Raw genomic sequence first — 26,363 nt, forward strand, 5'->3', positions numbered from 1 at the left:
TATCCTTGTGATACAGAGATTCCACAATCAGAACTCCCATATGATGATCTAGTGTTCATCAGGGAAGTGGTATGTATCATGAATCGTCAGAAATGGTCTGATTTCAGATCCATCAAACAGAAGATCCTCCTTTTTGGCGGGATTGCCTTACTCCTTGTGGCAGTTGGGATCATCACATATGCAGCCTTTTCCCTTCATGGTGCTGCAGTCAAAAGTGCTACAGAAGGGCTGAACAGTATTGCCGAGCAGCAGGCAGGAAAGGTAGACACGATTCTTGAAGAGCCATTCAATACTGCTTCAGGAGTTGCTGCCCTTCTATCAGGACTGCGAAGTGAAAACGCAAATTTCCCCAGAACTGATGTGGTGCCGATGATAGAAGGGGTGCTTGATGCACGTCCTCAGTATAACGGAGTATATACCATCTGGGAACCGGACTTTTTTGACGGACGTGATACTGAATACAGTCTGAAAGATGGGTACGACAAATCCGGACGTCTGCGTATATACTGGTACCGCGATGCGAACGGAACGCTTGTGAGAAAGATCTATGATGCCCGGGCCCGCGATCCGACAGACTATTACGAGATACCTAAAAAGACCCTGAAAGGAGCAATAACTGAACCATACATTGAGACCCTCCAGGGCTCACCGATTCTGTTAACATCCATAGCAGCACCGGTCCTTTCAGGTGGAAAGTTCAGCGGAATAGTAGGGATCGATGTGACATTGAGTGAACTTGATACCCTTGCTGATAAAATGGACATCTACGGAGGAAAGGGAAAAGTCCTGATTGTAAGCAATCAGGGTATGGTAGCAGGAGTAACGGGTGATATCGATGCAGCCGGAAAGCCGATCAGCGAGATAGCACCACTCCTTCACCTTGACCCTGCAATGATAACAGGAGCCCTTTCCAAGGGAGTGATCACATCCTTTGACAGCGGTGGATACATTGGGACGTTTGTACCTGTGCAGGTCGGCAACGCAGAGACACCATGGGGGGTTATTGCATTTGCACCTCGGGATGTGGTCACTGCAGAGGCAACCTCACAGACCATTGCCCTCATAATCATCGGGATCCTGATATCCCTTCTCGGGCTTGGCCTTCTCTATCTCGTCGCACGATCGATTGCACAACCCATCGAGGATATTACTGTCGTGGCATTGCAGGTTGCGGGAGGAGATCTGGCAACAGAGGTTTCAATCAGACAGCGGGACGAAGTGGGGAGACTTGCAGATGCATTCAGAACAATGACATCAACCCTATTAGAAAAGGCAGATGCAGCCAAGAATATTGCTGGAGGAAATCTTACATTCAGAGTCCCTAAAATCGGAGAGAAGGATCATCTTGGCGAATCGATGATTCAGATGAAGACTGAACTCATCGCGATGACTGATGCAATGTCACGTCTGGCAGAAGAAGCAGCAGCCGGAAATCTCATGTATCGTGGTGACGCAGACCGATTCTCAGGTGAATATAGAAAGATCATTTCCGGAGTCAACCAGACTCTTGATCATGTAATCGGACCGGTCCATGAAGGAATTCGTCTTGCCAATGAATTTTCACAGAACAATTTTTCAGCCCGGTTTAACCCTGATATCAAAGTATCTGGTGATTTTGTCCAGTTAAAGGAATCCCTTGATTCAATCGGTATTCAGGTATCTGCAACGATTCAGGTTATTATAAACAAAATGACCGACCTTGCAGGTGGAGCTGAAGAAGCTCAGGCTTCAATTGACGAGGTTGCAAACGGGGCGAGTGAGGTGGCATCCAATGCTGAAGCAGTCTCGCATCATGCTGATCAGGGGAGTAACGGGGTCAACCAGGTACTTAAAGAGATGGAAGACTTGTCAGTTACAGTGTCAGGAATCTCATGCAGAACTGAACAAGCCTCCCGGTTGGCAGATGAGGGAAACGCACTCAGCGCTCAAGGACAGAAACTAGCACATGTAGCAGAAGAAGGTATGGAAGGGATTAGGAATGCCACCGCTGACTTGAACACGATGATTTTGGCAATTAGGGAGCAGATGGAGCAGATAAATAAGGTGGTAGGTATTATAACAGCAATATCTGATGAAACCAACCTTCTGGCCCTGAATGCCGCGATCGAGGCTGCAAGAGCAGGTGAAGCAGGACGGGGTTTTTCAGTAGTCGCTGATGAGGTTAAGGAACTCGCAACAGAGAGTCGTGAGAGTGCTGAAAAGATTGAGCAGATGATCAGAGGATTGCAGGACGAGTCAGCCAGAGCAGATCACCTGATGACAAGGGCAAATGACCAGGTCAAATCCGGATATGAAGCTGTTAGCAGTACACTTGGGATATTCAACAAGATAGTGGATAAACTGGTTCAGATCGCACAGAACACGACAGAAGTCGCAGCGTCATCACAGGAGCAGACTGCCTCGGTTGAGGAGATCACCTCAAGTGTCCATGAGGTCTCAAAAATGATTAGGCAGACTGCAGAAAATGCAGTCTCAAGTGCAGCAATTAGTGAAGAGTCATCGGCTGCGGTTGACCAGATTCGACAGGTTCTTGAAGATGTGAATGCAGTCATCTCTGATCTCCAATGCGAGATTGGAAAGTTCAGAATCTAAACCGAAATTGATTCAGATTTCTGCTACCCTTCATTTTCAATAAATTTCTTTGCATCACTCCAGGATGACAGACCTTTGAACCTCGCAATTTCAATTATATCATCTTCTATTAGGATACACGGTTCACCTGCTTTTACTATGAAGGTGAGTTTGAAGATACCAACATCACCCATTGGCACACCCCTTAAAAGTTCACCTGCTGAATGAAAAACTAGGAACTCAACCTGTTCATCACCAGGATATGTCTGGAAGTAGTACCAGAAGACCTGCCATGCATTGAGAAGATCAGATGAGAGAATATCATTCCTAGTCCCTGGTTCAAGGGCGTTCAGGGCATCGGCAATGCATGCTGGATCGTCATCACAGCGATCAAGAATTCCTTCCACCAGATCAGCAAGATCCGCATACCGTCCTCCGTCATCTCCAATAATCATGGATATCCATAATCACTTCAGATATAACCGCCCTTCGATCAGTGAATCCCTAATGAGATGGTTACTGGGACTTTTTACTACAGTAATGTTCATCTAGCAGAGAAAAGAGGAGTGAAATCATATCCTTTGGGTGATAGGGTTTTGGAAGAGATGCATCAAATCCGTAATCCTGAAACCGGGAACTTATCGGATCGTCTGAGTATCCGCTCGAGACGATAGAAAGGACTGAAGGCGATATCTTTCTAATCTCCTGTATTGCTTCCTTTCCCCCCATTCCTCCCGGGACAATCAGGTCCAGGACTACTACCTGGTATGGGTTTAGTTCGTCATATGCCTGAGCCACTGCGACTATCGCATCTTCTCCTTTTCCCACCACATCAACCTGAAAACCTTCACGTTTCAGGATGAGTTGAAGCACCTCCCTGATCCCTGGCTCATCGTCCATCACCAGAATTCTGACTCCGGATGAAACCCCTTTCTGCAATTCAGTACAAGACCCGGTAACTGAAGATAGGCCTGAGACAGATGGGAGAAGAATTCGAACACAGGTCCCATCCAGTAAAGATGAAGAGAGATTGATGGAACCACCATGACGCTCGATGATTGAGCGGGCTGAAGTCAGCCCAAGACCAAGATGCCCTTCCTTGGTAGTGAAGAAAGGATCAAACACCTTTGATTGATCCTGTGTTCTTATGCCAGGACCCTCATCTCTGACCTCAACGCTGACAAACGACCCTTTATTCTGATCTCGGTCCTGATATTCTCCGGAATTGGCAGCGATGATATCAATCGGGAGATCAGGAGACGCCTCCACTGCATTCATGACGATTGCACGAAGTGCAGTCCTCATCAGGTCAGGATCAACCTTAAGCATATCGAGATCAGGAGGTATTTTGAGGGTTATTCTGGCATCATTCTGATGATGAAGCGAGAGGACTTCTGTCATAAGATCCTGCAGTGAGATTGTGGTTATCAGCGGATACCCTCCGTCCGCATAGGTGAGAAGACGCGAGGCTACATCCCTGCCCTGTTGGATTGCACGTTCTGCCCGATCAAAACATGAAATCTGCAGATCACTCTCCCGGGAAGCGAGTTCTTTTACAAGCGAGAGATCACAGAGAAGGGAAGTGAAAACATTATTCATCTCATGGGCTATCCCGGCTGCAAGAACTGGAAGAGAATCGGGTGTTGCCTCTTCCTGTACAGGGTGAGAAGTCAGGTCAAATCCTGAATCAAAAAAGAAGATAAATTGCCTCATGGAGGTATTTTTTTCTGATCCCGTTATTGTAGAGTAAAGTGGAACAACCCTCCCATCAGGGAGACTCATGTTATGTATGAGTATCTCTCCTGTTTCATATCGTGCCCTATTGATCTGGTCAACAGGGATGCCATGATTCTTACAGAGATCATCCCAGAACTCTGCCTTCTCTGCTGAGGTTTTGACAAACTCACCATAAGGAGGGAGTCCGAAATGAGAGGCGAAACAGGAGTTAAAAAAGAGTGGTTCGCCGGTGAGGTAGTCCCTGACAAAGACACCGACAGGGGAAGACTCAGTTGAGTACCTACACATACTGCCGATAAGCCGTTCACGAGAAGTATCTATTCGTGCCCTGATGATATTCTCTAGATGACCAGGGAGAGCTGCCAGATATTCACGTGATGGATCTTTCACAATATAATCAGAGGCACCATTCTTGATCGCCCGAACAGCAGTCTCTACATCTGACACCCCGGTAAGGATGATGATAGCAAGACCTGAGTTCCCAACCTGACTGAGCAGATCCAAAGCAGAACCATCCGGGAGTCTCAGATCGGCAATGATGATATCAAAATTTCCTGATTTTATCTGATTCAACCCTTCTGTTAGGGTTTCGGCACAGGTATACTGGATAGGTAGGTAACTCTTCCTGACCACACGTTCGAATGCCATGCGATCAAGAGAACTATCTTCAATATACAGAACCTGCATCAATGAATAATTCTCGTATAGAGTATATAATGAAGTCGATTATTTAGTTCCTTGTGATTTCCAGTGGAGAGTGACTTTGCGGGTTCTGGGCAGACAGAATTAATTATTGTTCTTTTCAGTCCCACATAGGCTGGTTGGACCTTACGGAACGATCCGGGAGGGAGACACAAAACCGGGTACCCATGCCTAGACCGTCGCTCTTTACCGTTATATGGCCGTTATTGAGAAGAACAAGTTTCCTGACTACTGAGAGGCCGAGCCCGTGAGACAGAAGGTCACTCCGTGATGCATCAGCCTTGTAAAAATCGTCAAAGATCCGGGATGAATCCTCATGTGTCAGACCGATTCCCGTATCTGATACACAAAACCAGGTATATTCGCGATCTTTTCCACCATGAAGGGTAATAGTTCCTCCAGGTTCAGTAAATTGCAATGCATTATTGATCAATTTCTCAAGAATGAGATGGAGATGAATGTACTTGATCCGAATCATCATCCCGGGCTTGATGTCATTCCTGATAGAAAGCCCTTTAGAACTTATGACCGGAAGTGAAGCTTCGATAATCTCATCTGCCATACTACCAAGATCACAAGGCCTCGTATCCCGCTGACTAAATGCGGATTTCTCAACTCCCAGGTTTTCCGTCATCAGGATCTCTTCCACCAGGGACCTTATCATCATCGTACTCTCGCAGAGAACTCTCAGAGTATTCTTCTTCTCGCCATCGGTCTCGTTATGTTGAAGATATGGAAGCAGGGCTACAAGCGGGGTGAGAGGAGTGCGAAGGTCGTGTCCAATATTTACGATCAGATCACGCTGTTTTTTCATCAGATCCTCAAGTTGTTGTGTCCGCTCCTGAACCCGCTGATCTAGAGATGCATTCAGATGCTCAAGCCTGCGGGAGTAATCATTTACCGCCTCGTGTGCCTGGCTCAGGGCAGTATTATCTTCAAATATACTCACATAACAAGGAGGATCCCCAGGTTCTATAGGGATCCGGTCTGTGTAATAGCGTATCGTTTTTGAATTCCGAACTCTAACTTCTCCCGATCTGGCAATTCCTGAAATTCCATCTTCACCCAAGGGGAACATAGGAAGGTCATCACCCTCGTATTTGAGCAGGGTTTTAATCTGTCTGGAAATTAAATCGTGAGTCAACAGTGACTCCGATGTCTCAGTATCAAAGTCCCAGATTGAGAAAAATGCATTATTTGCATACATCACGGACCCTGTTATGGGTTCATACAGATACACCCCAAACGGAATCGCCCCCCCCACAGAAAATAAGAGCGAGGAGAGCCGTTTTCTGTCGCGTTCATTCCGCTGCTGTTTAAGCAGGTTTTCAATCTGGATTGGAAGGAGATTTAAATACTCACGTTCAGGATCTTTTACCAGGTAATCCTTTGCCCCAAGCTTTAGTGCAGTGACTGCATTGTTCAAATCTGCCTGCCCGGTCACAACAATTACCGGGGTCCGGGTATCAAATGTGGGGAGAAGATCAAGGATGGTCCCGTCAGATAGGAAAAAGTCGCAGATTACCAGATCATACATCTGGTTTCGGGACCGAGCCTCGGCTAGGGACGACGAGAGATCTATCTGATATGGTAAGGACTTTTTCTGAGCCACCCGGGTTAGTGCTTGCTGGTCAATCAGGTTGTCTTCAATATAGTGAATCCTGATTACCGGCTTATCTGCCGTAAATATCGGCATCATGCAACAACCCCTATCCATTTTTTAATGTAAAACAGAATGTAGCCCCACCACCAGGAACTGATTTAACCCATATTGATCCGCCTGACGTTTCAACAATCCGTTTGACAATGGAGAGACCGATACCAGAACTCTTCTTAGCATTCCCGGAAGGGTATGATCTGAAGATCTCAAAGATAGACTCATGAAGAGCAGGATTTATACCAGGGCCGTTGTCTGTGATCTCAAATGTCCAGAAACCAGGACTCTTGCCTGTGTTATCAGAGTCCGGTTCAACAGGAGTGCCATCCTTATCAGAAGAAGGATACGCACTGATTTGTATCTCTCCATCTTCCCGGTTCAGGCAGGAGAGGGAATTGCTGATGAGGTTCTGAAAAACCTGCTGAATCTTTGTCCGCTCGGCTGTTAGGACAGGCAGACCTGTTTCAATTACTATGTTCACAGATGGAGGAGGAGAGAGAATCTGCAGGGTTTCGTTTATAATATCCCTGATATTAACCGGGACACGGTCTTCTCTGACTATGCCAGCCTGTGAGTAGGCAAGAATTCCATCGATCAATTGATACATCCGTTGGATCTGGTCAGTTATCATGCCAACATATCGCTGGCCATCCGGTCCTATCTGTTCAAAATAATCCTCGCCTATCCAGGATGCCAGTGAATAAATACCTCTGAGGGGATCTTTGAGATCATGGGCAACGATATGGGCAAAATCCTGGAGCCCCTTGTTTGAAGCTGAAAGTTCTTTCAGGAGATCCTGTACCTTCTGTTCAGCCCGTATCCGTTCTGTGATATCAGCGATAGAAAAGAGGACGCAGGGATCGGTATCTATCTCGATAAGAGCACCATAAAGTGAGCCATGCCGTATCTCCCCGCTTTTAGTCTTTAGTGGGAGTTCAAGCCCGCGAATTGAACCTTCGGTAAGGATGGTTTCTTTGATATGCAGGAACTGATCAGGATCGATGATCCCGTACCCTGACCAGTGAGTTGATTTCAGGATCTCTTTTGCACTGTAACCGGTGGTCTCAAAAAATGTTTCGTTGGCATCAATCAGACGTTCTTCACGTAAATTCCAAATAGCGTGGAGAACCTGGCTTGACCTGAACGCTGTTGCAAACTTGTGCTCAGAACGCTTGAGATGAGATATATCTTTACAGATACAGAACACTGCCTGACTTTCATTCCATATACCTGATAGATATCTAATCTCTACCGGGATCTCCTTTCCTTCAATTGTCAGAAGAAATGCAGTCCGCTCCTGCGCAGACATTCTGTTTTCGTCAGGCGACAGGGGGGTGTTCATCCATCGTGAGGTGAAGAGACCTGAAAGGCGCATCCCTCTCATATCTGAAGCCCTGATACCGGTCTCCAACTGTGCAAAGAGATTTGCCGTTATAATCCTACCATCAGAATCCAGAATAAAGACAAAATCATTCAGATGATCAAAAAACTGCTGAAAGTTCTCATCTCTCTTCTTTTGTTCCTCATCTGAATCGATCCGTACCAGTGCAGCCATAAGCATGTTGGTGGCAATGCGGAGAGCATCAAGTTCTGATGCATGCCATGAACGATCACGGACCCGATCTACAAGTACCAGCACCCCCCGTGTTTCTCTTCTTGCAATAAATGGAATCAGGGCGATGGACCTGATGCCCTGACATGTCAGGAACTCCTGCTCTTTTCGAAATTTTTCTGCAGGACCTGCCACCGGACTCTGCATCTCAAAAATGACGGATTTGAGAGGACTTTCAAGGATCTCATCCCAGGTCAGTTGATCTTCAGAGAAGTCTGCGGTTTCTTGCACCCATACATAATCATGGGCCAAAACCGGGTCTCCTGAAGAATCCATATGCCAGGCAAAATAATGAGCTTCGCTGATCCCCATCTTTTTGACGATCTTATGAAGGATCTCGATGATCGAGGAGTCGCTTAGATCACCGATTACCTGCGCAGCTGAATATCCGATGGCTTCAAGAAGAAGATCTCGCCGATTCAATGCAGCTTTTGTTCTTCTCCGGTTCTCTTCACCGCTCAGTGTATGAACAATCAGATCCAGCATGATCTGGTTTACCTCACTCTCATGTTCGTTGCCTGATAGCAGGAGAGAGAGATCGCCAACCTGTTTCCCGGAAACACTAATGGCTCTTGAAACAACTATCCGTGCTCCCGGATATACTGTTTGTACGAGATTTCTCCCTTCTTCAGGTAAATCATCAATTGAGAGTACATATTCCCCACCAAAAGAAAATGAGGAACTCGGATGATCCGGCTGTGATAAGAAAAATTCGGCCAGCCATTTATGGACATTAGTATCCCTTTCAGGCCAGGAACTGACGAGTGAGTACCCCTCATCTTCAAACCGGGTGTAGAAGGTAGCTTCGGTCTTAAGCATCCCTGAAACACCTTTCGTTACCAGAGGGATATTCTGGTCACTTTCAAGACCGGCATACAGGTACTGGTCGAGGACCTGGTGAAATTTGTCAAGAATTTCACGACGCTCTTTCAATGCTGCCAGTTCTACGTTTTGTGCAATGATTTGGGATCGGACCTGATCATGCCTGCGGAAGAGAAGAAAGATAATGAGAATCCCGAGAGGTATTGCTATGAGACAGAAAATTACGGAATGGAGAAAGGAAGTTGATACATATATTCTTCCATGCGGTAACAGGTGCTTATCTCCAGATAAGGTAATCTGGATCTCTGAAGATGAGAAGGGATCAGTATACGATAATGTTCCTGACTTCCATGTCTCGTTCTGCTCCCCTAGGGTTGCAACAGGTTCTATTGAGAGATTAAAGGCAGGGACTGAAGTCAAATGAGGTATTGAGGATACCACACTTACTTTCGTGTCATTCAGCATGAGATCGTGAGCTTTTTTGTTTATTTTTGGCTGAATCGGAGAACCAAAAGTGAGTACTCCTGCTGGAGAAAGATTATCATATGAGTTGCTGATCCCTGCCTGTGAAACCACCAAAAAACTGCCATTTGTGCATACGAGTGATGTCCGGGTATTTCCAGGATTATCTTCAGATGATGTCAACATACCAGGAAGAAAAACCGGAGTTATTTCAGCATATGTATCAGGATCATACTGTTTAAGATACAGAGTCTTTCCATCTGCATCAGTAATAGAGACATAAGTGATTCCAAGGTTTTTCAACGATCTGACCTGCAGATTCTCCTGGAGATAGCGGTCATCCGGCTCCCTTATAAAATCATAAGTTTCATCCCACTTTGCATAATCAAGGGTTATTCTCTCAAATGTTTCGGCATATGATGTTATCACGCTGCCAACACCCATGAGAGCAAATCGGGTGCTTGCATCTTCTGCTTCAGCATACGAGTTCAGTATCATCTCCGAGTTATGGAGAATCAGAAGAATGGCTAAAATCAATATAAGAAACAGGATTGGCAGAACCAGTTTCCTTCTTATCAGGAACGGTCCGGTCCGGTCACCTGGTTTGTAATCAGGAAAAAGAAATGAAATCAGTGAATGTATCAACAAAAACCCTGGAAGTGATTTGTAGTCGATATCAATTAACTTATCTCCGGTTTTATCTCATCGAACTGCTCTTGTTACCATATTGTGACTCATAAGACCTCAGGGCAGGCATGGTACCCTGGACCTTTTCCGGGTCAACAATGATATCACCGGGATTGATATGGAGATAGGCAAAAGTCTCATTTATCAGAGGAATATCTAAAAACCCTTCGCTTTTTCCGGAAGACAGGTCAGTGATGACCCTGGTCAGGGATTCATCAACCATTGAAAAAATAGTCCCTCCATCTTCCCCATATGAGAGATCAATACCCACATCTTTCAGAAAACCAAGGAGTGTCTGGATTAACCCGTTGTCATCTCCTATAATTCCACTAGTACCTGACACATTTCTTCCCTGATCTTGTGCATACACAGCACTACCTGCAACCACCAGGGAGAGAAGTCCGCCTAAAACAAGGAACCGGATGAAAACGGAAAGATGTCTCTTCATATTTATCACATTTGTTTACAGGTACTCATGCCACTTTGAGCGGGCTGATATCAATGAATCTCCTTTCCTCCTATAAAACCAGACAGTATTCACAAGGGTCTAGGACAGGAGAAAAGGTTAAAAAAAGATTAAATTTTTGATAATCTCAATCAGGCAATCTCGTATGTTACTGAAACCCGTGCGCTGACATCCACACTACCGGGCTCTATTGGAGTTGAAGGAGCTGCTGCAGCCAGTTTTTCAGTTCTGAAGTCCTGATTGTAGTACACAGGGGGATTATAACTGTCCTCAACTGTCACCTCATGCACCGCCCCGACACCGGTTCCAAGGGCAGACGTAGTGGCATCGGCGTCAGAACGTGCTTTTTCTACAGCGATCTTAAGAGCTTCACTGCGCAATTCGGCAGTTTTCTGCTTGCTCAGGGTAAATTTCAGAGAACTGATACTATTTGCACCGTTTGCAACCGCCATATCGATAAGATCCCCTACTGAATCGAGTTGTGAGGTCTCAACTGATATGGTATTCGAGACCTCGTATATGGTCACATTATCCCCGAATTTCGCCTTGAGTGCGTCATCAGGGCTGTATACTTCTGATATAGAATATGAACTTGTACTGATTTCTGCTGGGGTAAGATTCCCTTTCGCAGGATCTTTGAGAACGGACATCAAACCATCCATCTTGCGGGCATTCTCCTTCTGTGCAGCTTTAACATCAGGATTCTTTGTTACAACCGAGAAAGATATCTCACACCGATCCGGAGTGGTTTTGATGGTTCCACTGCCAGACACATGGATCTGATTTGTCTTTGTCTCTTTGGTATCATCTGCATATGAAATACCAGCGAGAAAAAGGACCAGTACCAGCACAACACATACGCGTAAGAACTGCATGCTCTGATCTCACAGTGTAGGTACATACCCTTTCTGTTATCCTGAACATTAGTGACGATCACATCATCAAAGCCCAATCTTGTTCAATTGTTCTCCGGGCGATCACGGCCCTCAACCACGATGGATCCTCTCGAGATCACAAAGGAACGGAGTAATTCATGATTTTTCTCCAGCCTCCTGCATTCACTATAATAGTCATTCATACCAATCTTTTCCAAGCGTGAGAGCAGAAGAGTACGACTGGATAATCTACCACGTCATATGCGAAGAGAAAAACAACACTGCAGATGAGATCTGCGAGAAGAGCGGTTTTTCGCAGGAACAGGTTTCAGAGTCACTGGAACGACTTAAGAAAACCCGCCTCGTGGAATGCCGTGGTGATCGATATCGCGTCTGCTCTCTTGAAGAGTTCATTTTTTCGAGCCAGATAAACCAGGATCCTTTTTCAGATATTTTCATCGAAAATGGAGTTATAAAAGTGAAAACCGCGGCTAAGCAACCAGAAGATAAGAATCAGGATGATTCGGGGAACCAGGGATGAAAGAGGTTGCAATTTTAAGGCTTGGTCACCGCCCGCAGCGGGATCAGCGTGTCACAACTCATGTTGGATTGACAGCCCGGGCTCTCGGTGCAACCGGAATGTATCTGTCATCCAATGACACCGGGATTGTAAAGAGTATCCTTGATGTTGGTGAACGCTGGGGTGGCAAATTCTTTGTTGAGAACGATGTAGGCTGGCATTCGTGTATCCGCCGCTGGAAAGAGGCAGGTGGAACGGTAGTGCATCTCACCATGTTTGGACTAAACCTGCCCGATGTCGAGGAGGAGATCCTTTCCCGTGATAAGATTCTCGTAGTCGTTGGTGCTGAGAAAGTACCTGGAGAGGTGTATCATCTGGCAGATTTCAATGTCGCGGTCAGTAACCAGCCACACTCAGAAATCTCGAGTATGGCTATCTTCCTTGACCACCTGATGGGAAAAGATGCCCTTGTCCAGAAATTCCCAAATGCACAGGTGAGAGTTGTTCCCTGCAAGGAAGGCAAGCTGGTCGAGGAGATCAAACCTGAAGAATGACCAGAGCAACTCAGAGAATCCTGGTTGCCGGATTCTCAACCAGGCATGTAGTCTCTTCAGCGGTCAGGGCAGGACTTGAAGTCTGTGCTATCGATAATTTTTGTGACCAGGATCTGAGGCGTCTTGTATTCGCATACAAACGGTTTGAAGAGCTTGCAGAACTTCCTGATCTGATCCGTTCCTTTTGTCGAGAACAAAAGGTAGACGCGGTTATCACAACATCCGGTGCTGAAGATCTTCAGGATCTTCCAGTTCCAATACTGGGAACAGACCCAGGTACGGCAGCAAAATTCCTGGACAAATCTTTAACACAACAGTTCTTCGAGGAGCACGGGTTTCCTGTTCCTGCCAGGGTTTTGCCGGGAGTTTTTCCTGCGATGCTCAAACCATGTCGGGGATCAGGGGGCTGGAGAAACGCTCTTGTTACAAGTGAAGAGGATATCAGGGCATGGGAGAGTCTCTTTCCAGATGAACCATACCTTCTTCAGGAACTGATGCCAGGTATCCCGGCTTCGGTCTGCTGCGTTGCAAACGGGCATAAGGCTGTGGCAGTTGCCGCGAACCTCCAGATTTTACGGGGGAGTGAGGAAGCCAGATTTGGATTCTGCGGATCAGTCACGCCATTTTGCCATCCCCTGGCAGAGCAGATGTGCATAATGGCTGAGAAGATTGCATCTGCATCCGGGTGTTGTGGAGTTCTGGGTATCGACTTTCTTGTAACAGACACCAAAATCACCGCGATAGAAGTCAATCCCAGGTTTGTTGCAACCCTTGATACCATCGAACGGGCGACCGGTTGCAACCTTGTAAAAATGCATATCGATGCCTGTAACGGTGTTCTCCCGGATACGATTCCAAAAGCAGAAAAAACCAGCATCAGGCAGATCCTCTTTGCACCCCGTGACCTGACCATCAGGATAGATCTATCAGCTCTTATCCCCGACGTTGCAGATATCCCGGTTCCTCCGGCATCGTTTGAACAAGGAGATGCTGTAATCAGTGTGTACGGTGAAGGAGAAGACGAGGCATCAGCCCGACTCACACTGGATAATACTATCAGAAGAGTAACCCAATATATAGGGTAATGGTCACCGTAGAAGAGCTGCTCAAGGAGCCGGCGATCGTGGCGTACCTGCACCGGATGATCGGTGATGAGGGGATGGACCTTGTCCGCCGGTTCCCTGAGGGGAAAGAGTACAGCGACGAAGAACTGGCCGAACTGACCGAGATTAACCTGAACTCAGTCAGGAACACGCTCTATACCCTGTATGAGCACCGGCTTGCACGATACCGGAGGATTAAGAATAACGAGACAGGCTGGCTGACCTATCTGTGGCAACTACAGCTCTCCAATATCTATGACGCAGTTGCAAAGGACATGGACGTGATCCTTACAAAACTGAAGAAGCGTCACTTTTACGAGGAGCAGAACGACTTTTACATCTGCAAGGAATGTGGATGCGTATCCACGTTCTATGATGCAATGGATAGCCAGTTCGCATGCCCTGCATGTGAAAAGCAGATGTCCCACTTTGATAATGATCCTCTTGTAGATGCACTGGCACGTCGGATTGCCAGGATGAAGGAAACCCTCGGGTATGCCTGATCCCGGGGACAAGTATATCAGATATCTCAAAGAAGCAGGCTGTGATCCCCAGGTAATCTCACATTGCATCACGGTGCGTGAGGTTGCGGTAAGGATAACAGACCTGATCCTTTCTGCCGGTACAGCAAAAGTTGATCGCGATCTCGTTGCTGCCGGTGCTATTCTTCATGATATCGGCAGATCAGAGACACATGGCATGGATCATGCCGATGCGGGAGGGAGGATCTGCAGAGAAACCGGGTTTTCACAGGAGATATGCCGGATCGTTGAGCGACATATCGGTGCTGGCCTGAACCGAAGTGATCGAAAAGGATTCGGGCTTTCAGAAGAGGATCGAATTCCTGAAACGATTGAGGAGAAGATCGTAGCACATGCTGATAATCTGGTGAAAGGATCAGGGATCATCACGAGAAGCGATCTTGATGTATCCATCCAGAAGTTTCCACATGATGTTCAGGCAAGATTTACAGCGCTTGCTGATGAACTCGAAGCACTCGCGGGCAGCAGACTTCCCTGAACTTTTTTGTTTCCCCAAATTAGAGGATAAGCCGTCTGACCACCGGCAGTGCTCTGAGATCTTCGATAACCTGAGCAGGAATTACACTCTCTGTTATAATGACCAGCCGTGGATCTTCGGAGAGATGGGGATCAGTGACAAAGAGTTGTCTTATCCCAATCCCATGAGAGGAGAGGACGTGAATGCAGGCATCAACGATTCCGGTCCTGGTGGCGTCATCAGGAAGGATCGTAATAACCGAGAGTGAGAGTTTGTCAGCAATGAGGGTCACATCGGGGGTCGCCCTCATTGATAGGAAAATATCTCTGTATTGGGAATCAAGGATGCGCTTTGCAGTTGTGTCCACCACCCTGCGATCAACACCCACCCGCTGGCCAATCTGTGTTGATGCGATAGGGATAGAGTTACAGCAGATCCTTCCCTCCTCATTCACCCCGAATCCGTTCTCTAGGAGAAACCTGACAACCCTTCCCTGGGACGGAGAATCTGAAAAACCGGAGAGAATAGCCGACCACATATGATGCAGAGTTTTGATCTGGCAAAGATAAATAACGGGCCTCTCTGGATCGGAAGAGAAGAGATCATGGAGACTCAAGTCAATAAGTATAAGTGCTGGTGCGTCCACCTTATTCAGGCACGCAGTCAAAGGGACCCGTCAGAAATCTGAGTGATTCGGGGTGTTCTTTGCTTGTGATGACTGAAGAAATTCAGTGTCATCTTCTATTCTGCGTGGGAGTATCCGAGCCAGGTCAAAGGAGCAGGGTTGAGGGCCCTGTCGCGAAGGCGTTCGAGGGTTCAAATCCCTTCTCCCACATTATTCTTACATATTCAGAGAGCAGGAGCTGTCTTTTTTCACATTGATACGTCGGTATCACATGATCAGCAGATAAACGGTACATCCAAGGTGATATCCTGCGATGAGAACCGGCCCTGATGATCATACTGACTCACTGCTTTCAAACCTCACAGATTTTTCTCCTTCATCTGACAGGGATTTTCTGCTAGTTCCAACAACACATCTTGCCAGGGCGATCCAGGATGCATATATCAGCAGTAAAGTTCCGATAATCCCTGATCAGATCACAACACTGCGTGAGTTCTGCAGGCGCTGTCATGAAAGTGCAGGCTCCCTGACCACACTGATCTCTGACGGTCAGTCACTCCAGATCCTGTCAGAGACACTTGAAGCCATTCGGAATGATATCCCATTCTTTTTTTCACGGCACAATCCCGCTCCCACAACCCTGAAGGATCTCCTCGCACTCAGGGACATCATATCTCAGCGGAGAATCGATTTTTTTAAACCGGTCCTGATACAGAATTCAGAAAAATGCCAGCAGATACACCGGGCACTGGAGGCGTATGAGGCTACCCTTCTTGAGAAAAACCTGCTTGACGCAACCGGACTTATCGACTGGACCATCTCTGAGATTGATGATGGGTCATCTTTCAGTTTTGGAACTGTGATATTCCGGGGATTTCACCGGCCCCTCCTCCGTGAAAAAGAACTCATCCTAGCAATCAGGGATCATGCCAAACTCTGCAGGTATGATTATCCAACCGGGAAAGACAGCAAAATTTTTGATCTCCCGGACTGGTTTGGAGACGGAATTTCTCCGCTGGATGAACCATCTTTGTCTGGCCTTTTTACCGGTGAGGAATGCCATAACCACAACGAAATCAGGATCGGGATCTTCCAGAGTCCGCATGAGGAGTTCGAATCCATTGCAGAAGAGATCTGCACCCTCAACAACAGCGGCGTGGCACTTGATGATATCACAGTAGCATTGCCGGACATATCTTCCCATTCCCTGATCACCGGAATCTTTCAGGACTTCAATCTCCCCTGCCGTGTTTTAACCGGTGAAGCCCTGAACAGGGAACCACTAGTTGGTTTTTTTTCCCTCTTTCCCTCGCTGGTTGTGAATAATTTTCCACGTGAAGATCTGATCAGCCTTATTTCGAGCCCGTTCTTTAAAACAGAACAGTTAGATATCAGACTGCCAGAAGTCGGGGTAATAGATACAATACTCAGAAAAGCACGAATCATGGACGGGACTTCCTGGGACCATGACCTTGAAGCACTGGCTGGAGATAGCAACTGCGAAGCCGGTGATGAGAGAGGAGAACCTGTTGATCCAGATGCCTTGAATGCGGTGAGAACGTTTATCGTTACATTCCAGACCTCCCTTCTCACTCTAAAAATGGAGCAGACTCTGGCAGATCATGTAACTGCTTTGCGCCTGATCCTTAAGCACTGGGTAAAACCAGAGTTCATCGGAAACCCGGACATAAACAGAGTATCAGAACGCGAGAGGAGGGCATGGGAGCGGTTTGATGCCTGTCTCACAAGGCTTTCTGTAATGACTGACCCGGACAGGAAGATAGGAGCCGGATCATTCAACAGGTACCTGAATTACCTGCTTGAGGAACTGGTAACCATCGCCGAGGATCATGGTGGGGTCACTGTTATGAGGCTATCAGAGACTGCTCACCTGAACCTGCCGGTCCTTTTTCTTGCCGGGCTTGTTGAAGGAGATATCCCAAGGCCCTCTACCAGGCTCCCGCTCCTTACATCTGCAGAGTCAGAGGTGCTTGGAGGCAGAAACTTGGCCGAAGTGATCAGCGGGGAACAATACTCCTTTATCAGTGCCATCTCTGCCGGCAGGCAGGCATACCTTTCAGCACCCCGGACCAGGAGCGAGAAGACCCTGCTGACCTCACCGTTCCTGGAAGAGGTGAGGCAGAGGTTGAACTACCTGGAATGGAACCCTAAAATCACCAGGTCAAAGAGAAACGCCTCTATCTCTGCCGGGAGTGTTATAACGAAAGGGACTGGTTGTGCAGATGATATCCTTGATCTTCTTCCTGTAAACCAGACGTATGGCTCTGTTGCAGAGAGAATCCTGATGGAAGACTGGTACCGGACCGGTGCCCCGGACTCACCATATGACGGGATTGTGTCTGATGATCCGGATATTGCTGCCTGGCTTTCTAAAAAATTCGGCCCTGAAAAAGTATGGGCACCAACCAGACTTGAGACCTATGCCACCTGTCCGTTTCGTTTCTTTCTTGAGCGTGTGCTCAATCTCTTTCCGCTTGTGGAAGTTGACCCATCTCTCACTCCGGCACAGCGGGGTACCTTCATCCATGAGACCATATGCGATTTCTTCAGGCAGTGGTCACAGGACGGTCCAAAGCATATCACCAGGCAAACTCTCCCAGAAGCTGCAAGACTTCTCAAAGAGATCGGGAAAGAGAAAAGTGGAAGATATCATTTCACAAGTTCAGCATGGCATGCAGCACTTCTCTCTCTCTTTGGGACCCCGGATACCTCTGGACTGTTTGACCGGTTTCTCATGCGGGAAGCTGCACGGGAAGACTCATCACTCCTCCCCAGGTTCTTTGAACTTGAGATAAGAGAACGCCAGGATAAAAACTCTGATGAAAAAGAGGATGATGCAACACGAGAGGCAGCTGATGACCATCGGGTTCTTCTGGACCAGGGTGAAGGAGAACCAATCCTGATATCGGGGAGGATCGACAGGGTTGATATCTCCAGTGACGGGTTTTTTGCAATCATCGATTATAAGACCGGAGGTTCGTACCCGAGTGCCAAAGGGATCAAGGAGGGAACCGCCCTTCAGCTTCCTCTTTACCTGCTGGCTCTTGAGAAGATGCATGAAAGTGATGAGATCCCTCTTACCGGTATTGCGGGTTCATACTGTGAGATCAGCAGAAGGGTAAAACAGACATGGCCGTTACTGAGCCCTGATCAGAAAAATCTCATCTCAGCAGGTACCAGCAGGGCAACCAGTGGTTTTCGCGAGGTGATCTTAAGTTCGCTTGAAGCGGCCCGGGATTGCATCAATCAGATAAGATCGGGAAGATTCCCCCTACCAGACACCTGCCAGGTCCCGTACTGTGAATTCTCCGGGATATGCAGGTTTGATCGTTACAGGATATCCAGCGGGGATGAGTCATGAACGGAACACCGCGTCAGATTGAAGCGATTACTACCCATGACCGCTCTCTGGTAGTCACCGCTGGAGCAGGAACCGGGAAAACCCATGTTCTGGTCAACAAATACCTGAACCTTCTTGAAACATTTGGGGATGGAAAGAAGCGATACGAAGACCCGATATCAGTCAGGAACATCCTCGCTCTCACCTTTACCGACAAAGCAGCAGCTGAGATGAAGGAACGTATCAGAAAGAGTCTTGTTGAGAAGAAGGGAGAATTCTGGGAGAAGACACGGGCAGAATTTTTGATAGCCCCGGTCCAGACATTTCATTCATTTTGTGCCCAGGTACTCCGGGAGTTTGCATTTGAAGCACAGATCGAACCATCATTTGTTGTCCTGGATGAACAGGAAGCATCCCGGATCCTCACAAGTTGTTATCAGGATCTGATCCATGCCCCGTCAGAAGAAGGCGATGTCGTGTATGCCCTTGCAACTGTGGGAGCCTTTAACCTTGAGCAGATGATCAGAACGCTGTACTCCCGCAGGGATGAGGCTGAAAGATTCTTTGAGAGTATTAGAGCAGATCAGGATACAGTGATCTCATTCTGGCAGGACGAGATCAGGGCACACCGGGAAACAGAAGCAGAAAAGATCAGGGAAAGTTACAGGTTCAGAGAGACGGTGAGATCACTCATCGCTTTTTCACGGATGGATGTTTCACCTGAAGACAAGGCGATGATATATCTCCAGAAGGTCAGGCCGTTTCTTGAGGTCATGGACAGTGACGGGGCAGTGGACGAATTCCTTGATGCTGCTACCCGGTATCAGAAAGTGAAACTAGGAGCCGGCGGCTCTAAGAAACTCTGGACTGAAGAGATACTCTCTGAACTAAGAGAGACATACAAACAACTCAACGAGATGCTTGACAGAGCACCGGCTGTCGCAGCGATGAGATTTAATCCCGGTGATCAGTTCAGTATCCGCACAATCAGATTCCTGAATGCTCTGGGAATTTCATTTGCCCGGTTTTGTGAACTGGTGGAAGAAGAGAAGGCTGCTGCAGGAGGCATCGATTTTGCAGACCTGATACGAAGTTGCAGAAGGCTCTTTCGGGATCACCAGGGCCTGGTAGCAGAGCATTACAAAAGACAGTTCAGATACATCCTGGTTGATGAGTTCCAGGATACTGATCCTGCCCAGTTTGAGATTGTAACCGCAATTGCCGGCAGACCAGACCCTGGCATGCAGAGTCTTTTCATCGTCGGTGACCCCAAGCAGTCTATCTACCTCTTCAGGGAGGCAGATGTGACGAGGTTCCGTGATGCTTCCTCTCTGATAACTGACAAATGCAGTGGAAAGGAGATCCCGCTTGATGTCTGTTTCAGAAGTTCACCTGCCGTCATTACCTTTGTAAACATCCTCTTCGCGGGTCTTTTCCACAGCGTAGAAAAGCCGTGGGAGTTTCCGTACGAGCCAGCCCTGGTCTCTGATGAACGGGCTGGACATTCAGGAACCGTCAGCCTGCTCCTTACACACAAAAACGGAGAGGTATCAGAACCTGAAGCAGTGGCAGATGAGATTCTGTCAATTGTCAGAGATTATCTTGAGGTCTATGAAGAGGGAGATAGGGACGGAGATGGACTGCGGACGTTTACTACAAGACCGGCAGCGTGGAGAGACATTGCCATTCTGCTTGAAAGACGGACAAAACTAGGTGAGTTTCTTCACGCCCTGAGGAGAAGAAACATCCCGTACTATGTTCACAAAGGCTCCGGCTTTTACCAGCGTCAGGAGATCCTGGATCTCATTAACCTTCTCACATTCCTGCAAAAACCATACGACGATATATCCCTTGTCGGGCTGCTCAGGTCCCCGTATATCGGGATGAAGGATACCGATATCGCTCATATCCAGAGATCCGGGAGAGGAACATTCTTTAAGAGGCTCCAAAAGCGAGGAGAGAGCTTCGAACCGGCTGCCCGGGCATACGACCTTTTGGCTACCTGGAGAAGCAGGGCAGGAAGATGGCGTGTTTCAGATCTGATCCAGTCGGTACTTGATGAGTCTGGAATTTTTGCTGTGTATGGCGGACTCGCCGAGGGGCAGCAGATCCTCTCAAACATCAGAAAACTCCAGGAGATGGTCAGGGCACAGGAAGAGAAAGGGAGATACCAACTCCCAGATCTCGTCGCGGATCTTTCTGAAGCGGTAAAAACCGGGGATCAGGAAGGAGAGGCGATGGTTGATGACCCTGGACTTGATGCTGTGAGAATTATGACCATTCACGGAGCCAAAGGACTTGAGTTCCCGGTGGTCATTGTCCCTGAAATGGGCCAGCGATCAAACCGGGTCCAGCCTCCGATTCTCATGGAAGGACCCGGACCACTCATGGGAGTGAGAATACCTGATCCTGAAGATGACTTTGAGACTGTAGAGACTCCGGTTTATTCTCTCCTTAAAAGCAGGCAGGAAGAAAAACTGCTTGCAGAGAAGAAACGGCTTTTATATGTTGCACTAACACGGGCAGCAGATCACCTGATCATGAGTGGTGAGATTGGAGATGAACTTCCGGATGGAAGCAAAGATACACGGCTTGACTGGATCTGGAAAGAACTGGGTATTACCGGTAATGCAATAGAGGACGGTGAAATCCATCTTGTATCACCGGACGGAATGGATCTTTCAATGCGGATTGTTCAGCCTGATAAAAGACTCATTCAGGAACAACAGATCTCACCTCCGTTTACTATCCCTGATGAATTACGTGATGAGCCAGGACGATTTGTGTTACCACAGATCACTGGAAAAAAACCAATAGCACCCCTGCTGGTAACAGAGATTGCAAGCACAATTGACGAGCCTGCCGGGCAGCAACATGAAGGCTATGGAGCAGCCTTTGGAACTGCAATCCACGAAGTGCTCAGAGGAAAAGATCCGGATAGAGTAATCAGAGAATGGGAAATAACTGACCCGGTTCTTCAGCAGGAGCTCAAAGAGGCATTACAACGGTTTGAGTCGCTTCCTGAACTCAAACAGCGAGTACAGATCAAACGTGAACTTCCTTTCACTATAACAATCGGCCAAGCGGCTGTGACCGGGCGGATCGATTGTATCGTTCAGAATCAGGATGGATCGTGGCTCGTGATCGACTACAAGAGCGATATCCTTTCAAAGTCAGAACTTTGCGAAAAGAAAGCCTACCGAATCCAGACCGAGATCTACAGGCAGGCAGCAGAAATTCTGGGTATGAAACCAGCCACCGCTGCATTATATGGAGTTTTTGAAAGAGAACTCATGTATATGAATTCAGGTGAGAAAGAGGCTGCTATCAAGATTATACATGAGGTCTGGAGTGACCAACAAAACAAAATCGTAAATACATAATAGTTAGCAGACAGAGGAATAACGCGAATTAAGCAGGTTTTAATCTGGTATTAGAAACAGCAGAACAGTGCCAGATCTGCACAATAAAACAGAGGAGCGATAAATGAATCAGGTGTCTCATCCTGCTAAGCCTATTTCAGTGCTGTATGTAGATGACGAGCCTGATCTCCTCTCCCTTGCCAAAAAAAATCTTGAAGCAACAGGCAGATTCAGAGTAGATACTGCAATATCAGTACCCGGCGCTCAGGAAATGATGTTGTCAGGGACTTATGATGCCATCCTCTCTGATTACCAGATGCCCGGAATGAACGGCATAGATCTCCTCAAATATGTCAGAACAAATTATGGCTACATTCCGTTCATTCTGTTCACAGGAAAGGGAAATGAAGAGACAGTAATTCAGGCATTTGAGAGTGGTGTTGATTTTTACATAAAGAAGGGAGAGGATCCCTGCAAGCAGTTTACTGAACTCCAAATCAAGATAGAAAAGGCAGTATCAGATAAAAAAATTGACTTTCAAAGAGAAAAGTCAGAGTTACAGATATCTGACATCATAAACTCCCTTCCTGATGCATCGTTTGCAATCGATCGAAAAGGAACAGTGATTGCCTGGAACAAGGTGTTAGAGGAGATGACCGGGGTTTTGGCAGAAGCGATGATGGGAAGATCCGGTTTTGAATATGCAATCCCATTTTATGACTCACATCGCAAGACTCTGGTAGATCTGGTTCTTTTTCCAGATCAGGAGACTGAATCAGCATACTCTTCCTTCATCAGAGATCAGGACAACGTGATTATCGCTGAAGCGATTATTCAGAGACCACCTGGTAAATGTCAATGGCTTTGGATTAAGGCAAGCCCGCTGCGAGACAAACACAAGAATATCATCGGGGCTGTAGAAACAATCAGAGACGTATCTGACTGGAAACAGACAGAAGAAAGCCTGCTTGAAAGCAGGAATTTTTTAAACCAGATCTTCTCATCAGTGAAAGAGGGGATCCTCATCGTTGATGCGAACACCCATGCAATCATGGACCTCAATCCTTCTGCCGCTGCCTTGATTGGAGCAGAAAAAGAAGATATTGTTGGCAAAGTATGTCATAAATTCATCTGCCCTGCCGAAATTGGTGAGTGCCCGATTACTGATCTCAACCTGATCATCGATAATAAAGAACGAATTTTACTGACCGCAGACGGCAGAAAGATTCCAATTATAAAAAACGGGTACCCATTCCAGTTCCAGGGGAGGGAGATGCTGCTGGAAACATTTTTTGACAATACCCAGCGGATTGCAGATCTTGAAGCATTACGCCAGAGCGAAGAAAAATTCAGATCCTTTGTTGAAAATGCCAACGATATTGTATATGACCTGACTCCTGATGGTATCTTCACCTATGTTTCTCCAAACTGGACAGCCATCCTGGGCCACCCAGTTGATGATGTCATTGGGAAACATTTTTGCCAGTTTGTACATCCCGATGAATTTTCCCTGTGTGATGAACATGTCAGAACCATCCTTTCTACCGGAACAGGGCGGACCGGTATCAAGTACAGGATTCTTCACCATGATGGAACATGGAGATGGCATGTCTCAAACAATGCACCGAACCGCGACGATCAGGGAGAGATAAAATCAATCATCGGCATCGGGCGTGATGTTACTGAACAGAAAAGGATGGAGGACGAATTAAAACAGGCTTACCGGCAGTTAAACCTCCTTTCCGGGATTACCAGGCATGATATCCTGAATAAGATCTCTGTTATCACCGGGCTTCTGGTTCTTGTCAGGGAGATGACAAACAATCAGGAGGCAGAAGAGTATATCAGCAAAATTAATGAGTCTATCAGGATCATCAGGGCACAGATTGAGTTTACCAGGGTGTATGAGGATCTCGGTTCTCATGAACCACAGTGGCAATCACTTGATCAGATCATCGATTCCATCTGGGTGCCTGATTCTGTCGCCATCTCATCAGATACGAAAAATATCTCTGTCCTTGCTGATCCGATGTTTGAGAAGGTGTTCTTTAATTTATTAGACGATTCGATCACTCACGGAGCAAATGTACATTCTATCAGAGTAACTACTGAACCAGAGGAGGATACACTCACTATCATCTGGGAGGATGACGGTGGTGGGATCTCAACTGAGGAAAAATCAAAGATTTTCAATAGAGGGTACGGAGCTCATACCGGACTAGGTCTCTTTTTATCACGTGAGATCCTCAGAATAACAGGTATCACGATAGAAGAGAATGGTGTTCCGGGAGAAGGTGCACGCTTTGAGATCACAGTCCCAAAAGGAATGTGGCGAATTGAAACCCGAAGAGCAGGAGAGCAGAACTGAATGATCACCGATGTCCATGCTTATTGAACCCCTTGTAATAGGAGATCTGCTTGAGAAATTGTCAACCGTCTGCTTTGCAGCATACCTGCTCACAAGGCTTAAGGGCGTAGACAAATACACGGGAAAGGAGCAATCATGGCGATATATCGCCATAATGGCGGTGATTTTTGGGATACTCTATGCATTCGGGTATTATGCAGGGAGCGGTACAGAAACCGATTTCTTAAGCATCAAGAAGATTGGGCCCAATATGGCAGGGCTCATCGCAGGGCCATTTGCCGGAGTCGGAGCAGCAGCTTTTGGTCTTTTTCTTCAGGGAGCCGGAACTGGCGGGATACCGATAGATACCCTACTCACGGAACTCATGAACGGACTTGTGTGTGGGATCGTGTTTCTGCTGAACGGCAGGAGGCTGATCAAAGTCTGGCATGCAGTCCTGCTTGGTGCAGTCCTTACCACTGCTGATTCTATCATAACTCTCTTCTTTTATCAGGGGATTGACCTCTCGAGACTCCTTCTCTTCAACATTGCTTCAATAGAAATTCTGGTGATCGCAACCGGCATGGGCCTCTTCACTCTGCTGATGCATAACGTTGCCAGGGAACGGGAGATAAGCAGCACTGCCTCACGGCTTGAAGGACAGGTTCTTGCAGCTCGGGAGATTCAACTGGGGTACCTGCCTGCAAAGATTCCCTCAATGAAAGGGATCAGGGTTGCTGCAAAGCTGATCCCTATGCATGAAGTGGGTGGGGACTTTTACGATTTTCAACAGATTACACCAACCAGGTGTTTTTTTTGTATCGGTGATGTTGCAGGAAAAGGAGTCTCTGCAGCATTTGTGATGGCTTCATCCCTGACCCTGCTTCGCAATGCACTCATCTACTCGCAAAGCCCGGCTGAGATCCTCTCACAGGTGAACCAGGGGCTTATCAGGAGTAGTAATGACAGTCTTTTTGTAACCCTTCTTGTGGGAATAATGGATATTGAAACCGGTCTGATAACTTACGCTAACGCTGGTCACAATCTCCCATTTCTCATGAGTAAAAACACTGCTACTCTGATCCACATGGAGCCTGACATCCCGGTGGGAACATTTGATGATTACCAATACCAGCAGAATGAATTCAGACTCGAGAGCGGTGAACAACTCGTCCTGTACACCGATGGCGTAACCGAGTGTGAGAATAAAACTGGGATGCTCGGGGTTGAGCCGGTAATAAGAGCACTTTCAGATCTGCAGGGACCAGACCCCGATACCACGGTTCATACTATCACAGAACTTGTGTTTACATATGCTGGAAGCGGGATTCCCAGCGATGATGTGACCGTTCTTGTGATCGGAAGACAGGATTCTTAAGAGTTCTTTTCAGGTAGGATATGATGCTCAAATGTGACTTTGCCAACATCGGCAAACATCGCAGCAATCGGGCAGAGATGCGTCATGGTTCTGGTCATGATTTCTGAGATCTGGTCGCTTCCAATCAGACCGGAAAGTGTGACAACCAGATGTACCCGTTCAAACACAGCGGGGAGTTCCTGCCTTCTCTCTGCCTGAATCCTGATAGTTAGCAGATCAGGAGTGATCCCTTGATCGCTCAGTGATAGTAGGATCTTGATGCCGACGCAACCCCCTAGCGAGGCGATGAGGTACTCGATGGGGTTTGGAATCTTACCTCCTCCACCGAGATGAACATGTGCATCAATCGGAATTGCCAGACCTGAAGAGGTTTCAGCAGTGAATTTCATGCCGCCCGTATGAGAGACGATCATAGAGACCGGTTGAAACTCCATCCGTGACTGATCCCAGGTTATATCAGATTTCATGGTACTCATACAGAGTTAGCAAACCTAAACTTTTTGCAGATTAAAAGTGGTCTCTT

18 protein-coding genes and 1 tRNA gene are annotated in these 26,363 nt (G+C 47.2%); 11 read left to right on the top strand and 8 right to left on the bottom strand.

Features of this window, described 5'->3' with window-relative positions; genetic code table 11:
* Positions 1-78: 78 nt before the first annotated feature.
* Positions 79-2,592, top strand: a complete 2,514-nt coding sequence (locus DK846_RS08610) for a methyl-accepting chemotaxis protein (RefSeq protein ID WP_109968532.1) — start codon at positions 79-81, stop codon at positions 2,590-2,592.
* 23 nt (positions 2,593-2,615) lie between these two features.
* Here DK846_RS08610 and DK846_RS08615 read toward each other — a convergent pair whose 3' ends face one another.
* From DK846_RS08615 to DK846_RS08640, 6 genes are all read right to left on the bottom strand, one after another.
* The gene (locus DK846_RS08615) at positions 2,616-3,026 is read right to left on the bottom strand and encodes a hypothetical protein (protein ID WP_109968533.1); all 411 of its coding nucleotides are present in this window, start codon (positions 3,024-3,026) and stop codon (positions 2,616-2,618) included.
* Between the two features lie 61 nt (positions 3,027-3,087).
* Positions 3,088-4,995 carry a response regulator gene (locus DK846_RS08620; RefSeq protein WP_109968534.1) on the bottom strand — a complete coding sequence of 636 codons (1,908 nt, stop codon included), beginning with the start codon at positions 4,993-4,995 and terminating at the stop codon, positions 3,088-3,090.
* Between the two features lie 115 nt (positions 4,996-5,110).
* Positions 5,111-6,709 (bottom strand): sensor histidine kinase, encoded by a 1,599-nt coding sequence (locus DK846_RS08625; RefSeq protein WP_181391693.1) that lies wholly within the window; start codon positions 6,707-6,709, stop codon positions 5,111-5,113.
* Between the two features lie 10 nt (positions 6,710-6,719).
* Positions 6,720-10,208, bottom strand: a complete 3,489-nt coding sequence (locus DK846_RS08630; RefSeq protein ID WP_109968536.1) for a CHASE4 domain-containing protein — start codon at positions 10,206-10,208, stop codon at positions 6,720-6,722.
* 52 nt (positions 10,209-10,260) lie between these two features.
* Positions 10,261-10,698: a hypothetical protein gene (locus tag DK846_RS08635; RefSeq protein ID WP_109968537.1), complete on the bottom strand. Its 438-nt coding sequence runs from the start codon at positions 10,696-10,698 to the stop codon at positions 10,261-10,263.
* 149 nt (positions 10,699-10,847) lie between these two features.
* Positions 10,848-11,591 (bottom strand): SIMPL domain-containing protein, encoded by a 744-nt coding sequence (locus tag DK846_RS08640; RefSeq protein ID WP_109968538.1) that lies wholly within the window; start codon positions 11,589-11,591, stop codon positions 10,848-10,850.
* Between the two features lie 220 nt (positions 11,592-11,811).
* On the opposite strand from DK846_RS08640, the gene DK846_RS08645 reads away from it, so the two are divergent.
* From DK846_RS08645 to DK846_RS08665, 5 genes are read left to right on the top strand one after another with little or no spacing between them, the layout of a single operon-like run.
* The gene (locus DK846_RS08645) at positions 11,812-12,132 is read left to right on the top strand and encodes a helix-turn-helix domain-containing protein (protein ID WP_181391694.1); all 321 of its coding nucleotides are present in this window, start codon (positions 11,812-11,814) and stop codon (positions 12,130-12,132) included.
* A complete protein-coding gene (locus DK846_RS08650) occupies positions 12,129-12,665 on the top strand; it encodes a tRNA (cytidine(56)-2'-O)-methyltransferase (protein WP_109968540.1) in 537 nt (178 codons plus the stop codon). The genes DK846_RS08645 and DK846_RS08650 overlap by 4 nt, the downstream gene beginning before the upstream one ends.
* Positions 12,662-13,750 carry an ATP-grasp domain-containing protein gene (locus DK846_RS08655; protein WP_109968541.1) on the top strand — a complete coding sequence of 363 codons (1,089 nt, stop codon included), beginning with the start codon at positions 12,662-12,664 and terminating at the stop codon, positions 13,748-13,750. The genes DK846_RS08650 and DK846_RS08655 overlap by 4 nt, the downstream gene beginning before the upstream one ends.
* The gene (locus DK846_RS08660) at positions 13,750-14,271 is read left to right on the top strand and encodes a transcription factor (protein ID WP_109968542.1); all 522 of its coding nucleotides are present in this window, start codon (positions 13,750-13,752) and stop codon (positions 14,269-14,271) included. Before DK846_RS08655 ends, DK846_RS08660 begins: the two co-directional genes overlap by 1 nt.
* Positions 14,264-14,788, top strand: a complete 525-nt coding sequence (locus tag DK846_RS08665; RefSeq protein WP_109968543.1) for an HDIG domain-containing metalloprotein — start codon at positions 14,264-14,266, stop codon at positions 14,786-14,788. The genes DK846_RS08660 and DK846_RS08665 overlap by 8 nt, the downstream gene beginning before the upstream one ends.
* 19 nt (positions 14,789-14,807) lie before the next feature.
* Here the strand turns inward: DK846_RS08665 and DK846_RS08670 are convergent, their stop codons facing one another.
* Positions 14,808-15,413, bottom strand: a complete 606-nt coding sequence (locus tag DK846_RS08670; RefSeq protein ID WP_342769655.1) for a regulator of amino acid metabolism, contains ACT domain protein — start codon at positions 15,411-15,413, stop codon at positions 14,808-14,810.
* Positions 15,414-15,517: 104 nt separating this feature from the next.
* Between DK846_RS08670 and DK846_RS08675 the strand changes: the two genes are divergently transcribed.
* The 5 genes from DK846_RS08675 to DK846_RS08695 all read left to right on the top strand — a co-directional run bounded on the left by DK846_RS08675 (position 15,518) and on the right by DK846_RS08695 (position 25,840).
* Positions 15,518-15,602, top strand: a tRNA-Leu gene (locus DK846_RS08675).
* 103 nt (positions 15,603-15,705) lie between these two features.
* Positions 15,706-18,774 carry a PD-(D/E)XK nuclease family protein gene (locus DK846_RS08680; RefSeq protein ID WP_109968545.1) on the top strand — a complete coding sequence of 1,023 codons (3,069 nt, stop codon included), beginning with the start codon at positions 15,706-15,708 and terminating at the stop codon, positions 18,772-18,774.
* Positions 18,771-22,136, top strand: a complete 3,366-nt coding sequence (locus DK846_RS08685) for a UvrD-helicase domain-containing protein (RefSeq protein WP_109968546.1) — start codon at positions 18,771-18,773, stop codon at positions 22,134-22,136. Before DK846_RS08680 ends, DK846_RS08685 begins: the two co-directional genes overlap by 4 nt.
* Positions 22,137-22,239: 103 nt before the next feature.
* Positions 22,240-24,483 carry a PAS domain S-box protein gene (locus tag DK846_RS08690; protein WP_109968547.1) on the top strand — a complete coding sequence of 748 codons (2,244 nt, stop codon included), beginning with the start codon at positions 22,240-22,242 and terminating at the stop codon, positions 24,481-24,483.
* Positions 24,484-24,493: 10 nt separating this feature from the next.
* Positions 24,494-25,840 carry a PP2C family protein-serine/threonine phosphatase gene (locus tag DK846_RS08695; RefSeq protein ID WP_109968548.1) on the top strand — a complete coding sequence of 449 codons (1,347 nt, stop codon included), beginning with the start codon at positions 24,494-24,496 and terminating at the stop codon, positions 25,838-25,840.
* Here the strand turns inward: DK846_RS08695 and DK846_RS08700 are convergent.
* On the bottom strand, positions 25,837-26,307 hold the full coding sequence (locus DK846_RS08700; protein WP_181391695.1) for an OsmC family protein: 471 nt from the start codon (positions 26,305-26,307) through the stop codon (positions 25,837-25,839). The genes DK846_RS08695 and DK846_RS08700 overlap by 4 nt on opposite strands.
* Positions 26,308-26,363: the final 56 nt, after the last annotated feature.

The organism is Methanospirillum lacunae, from assembly GCF_003173355.1.
GTDB lineage: Archaea > Halobacteriota > Methanomicrobia > Methanomicrobiales > Methanospirillaceae > Methanospirillum > Methanospirillum lacunae.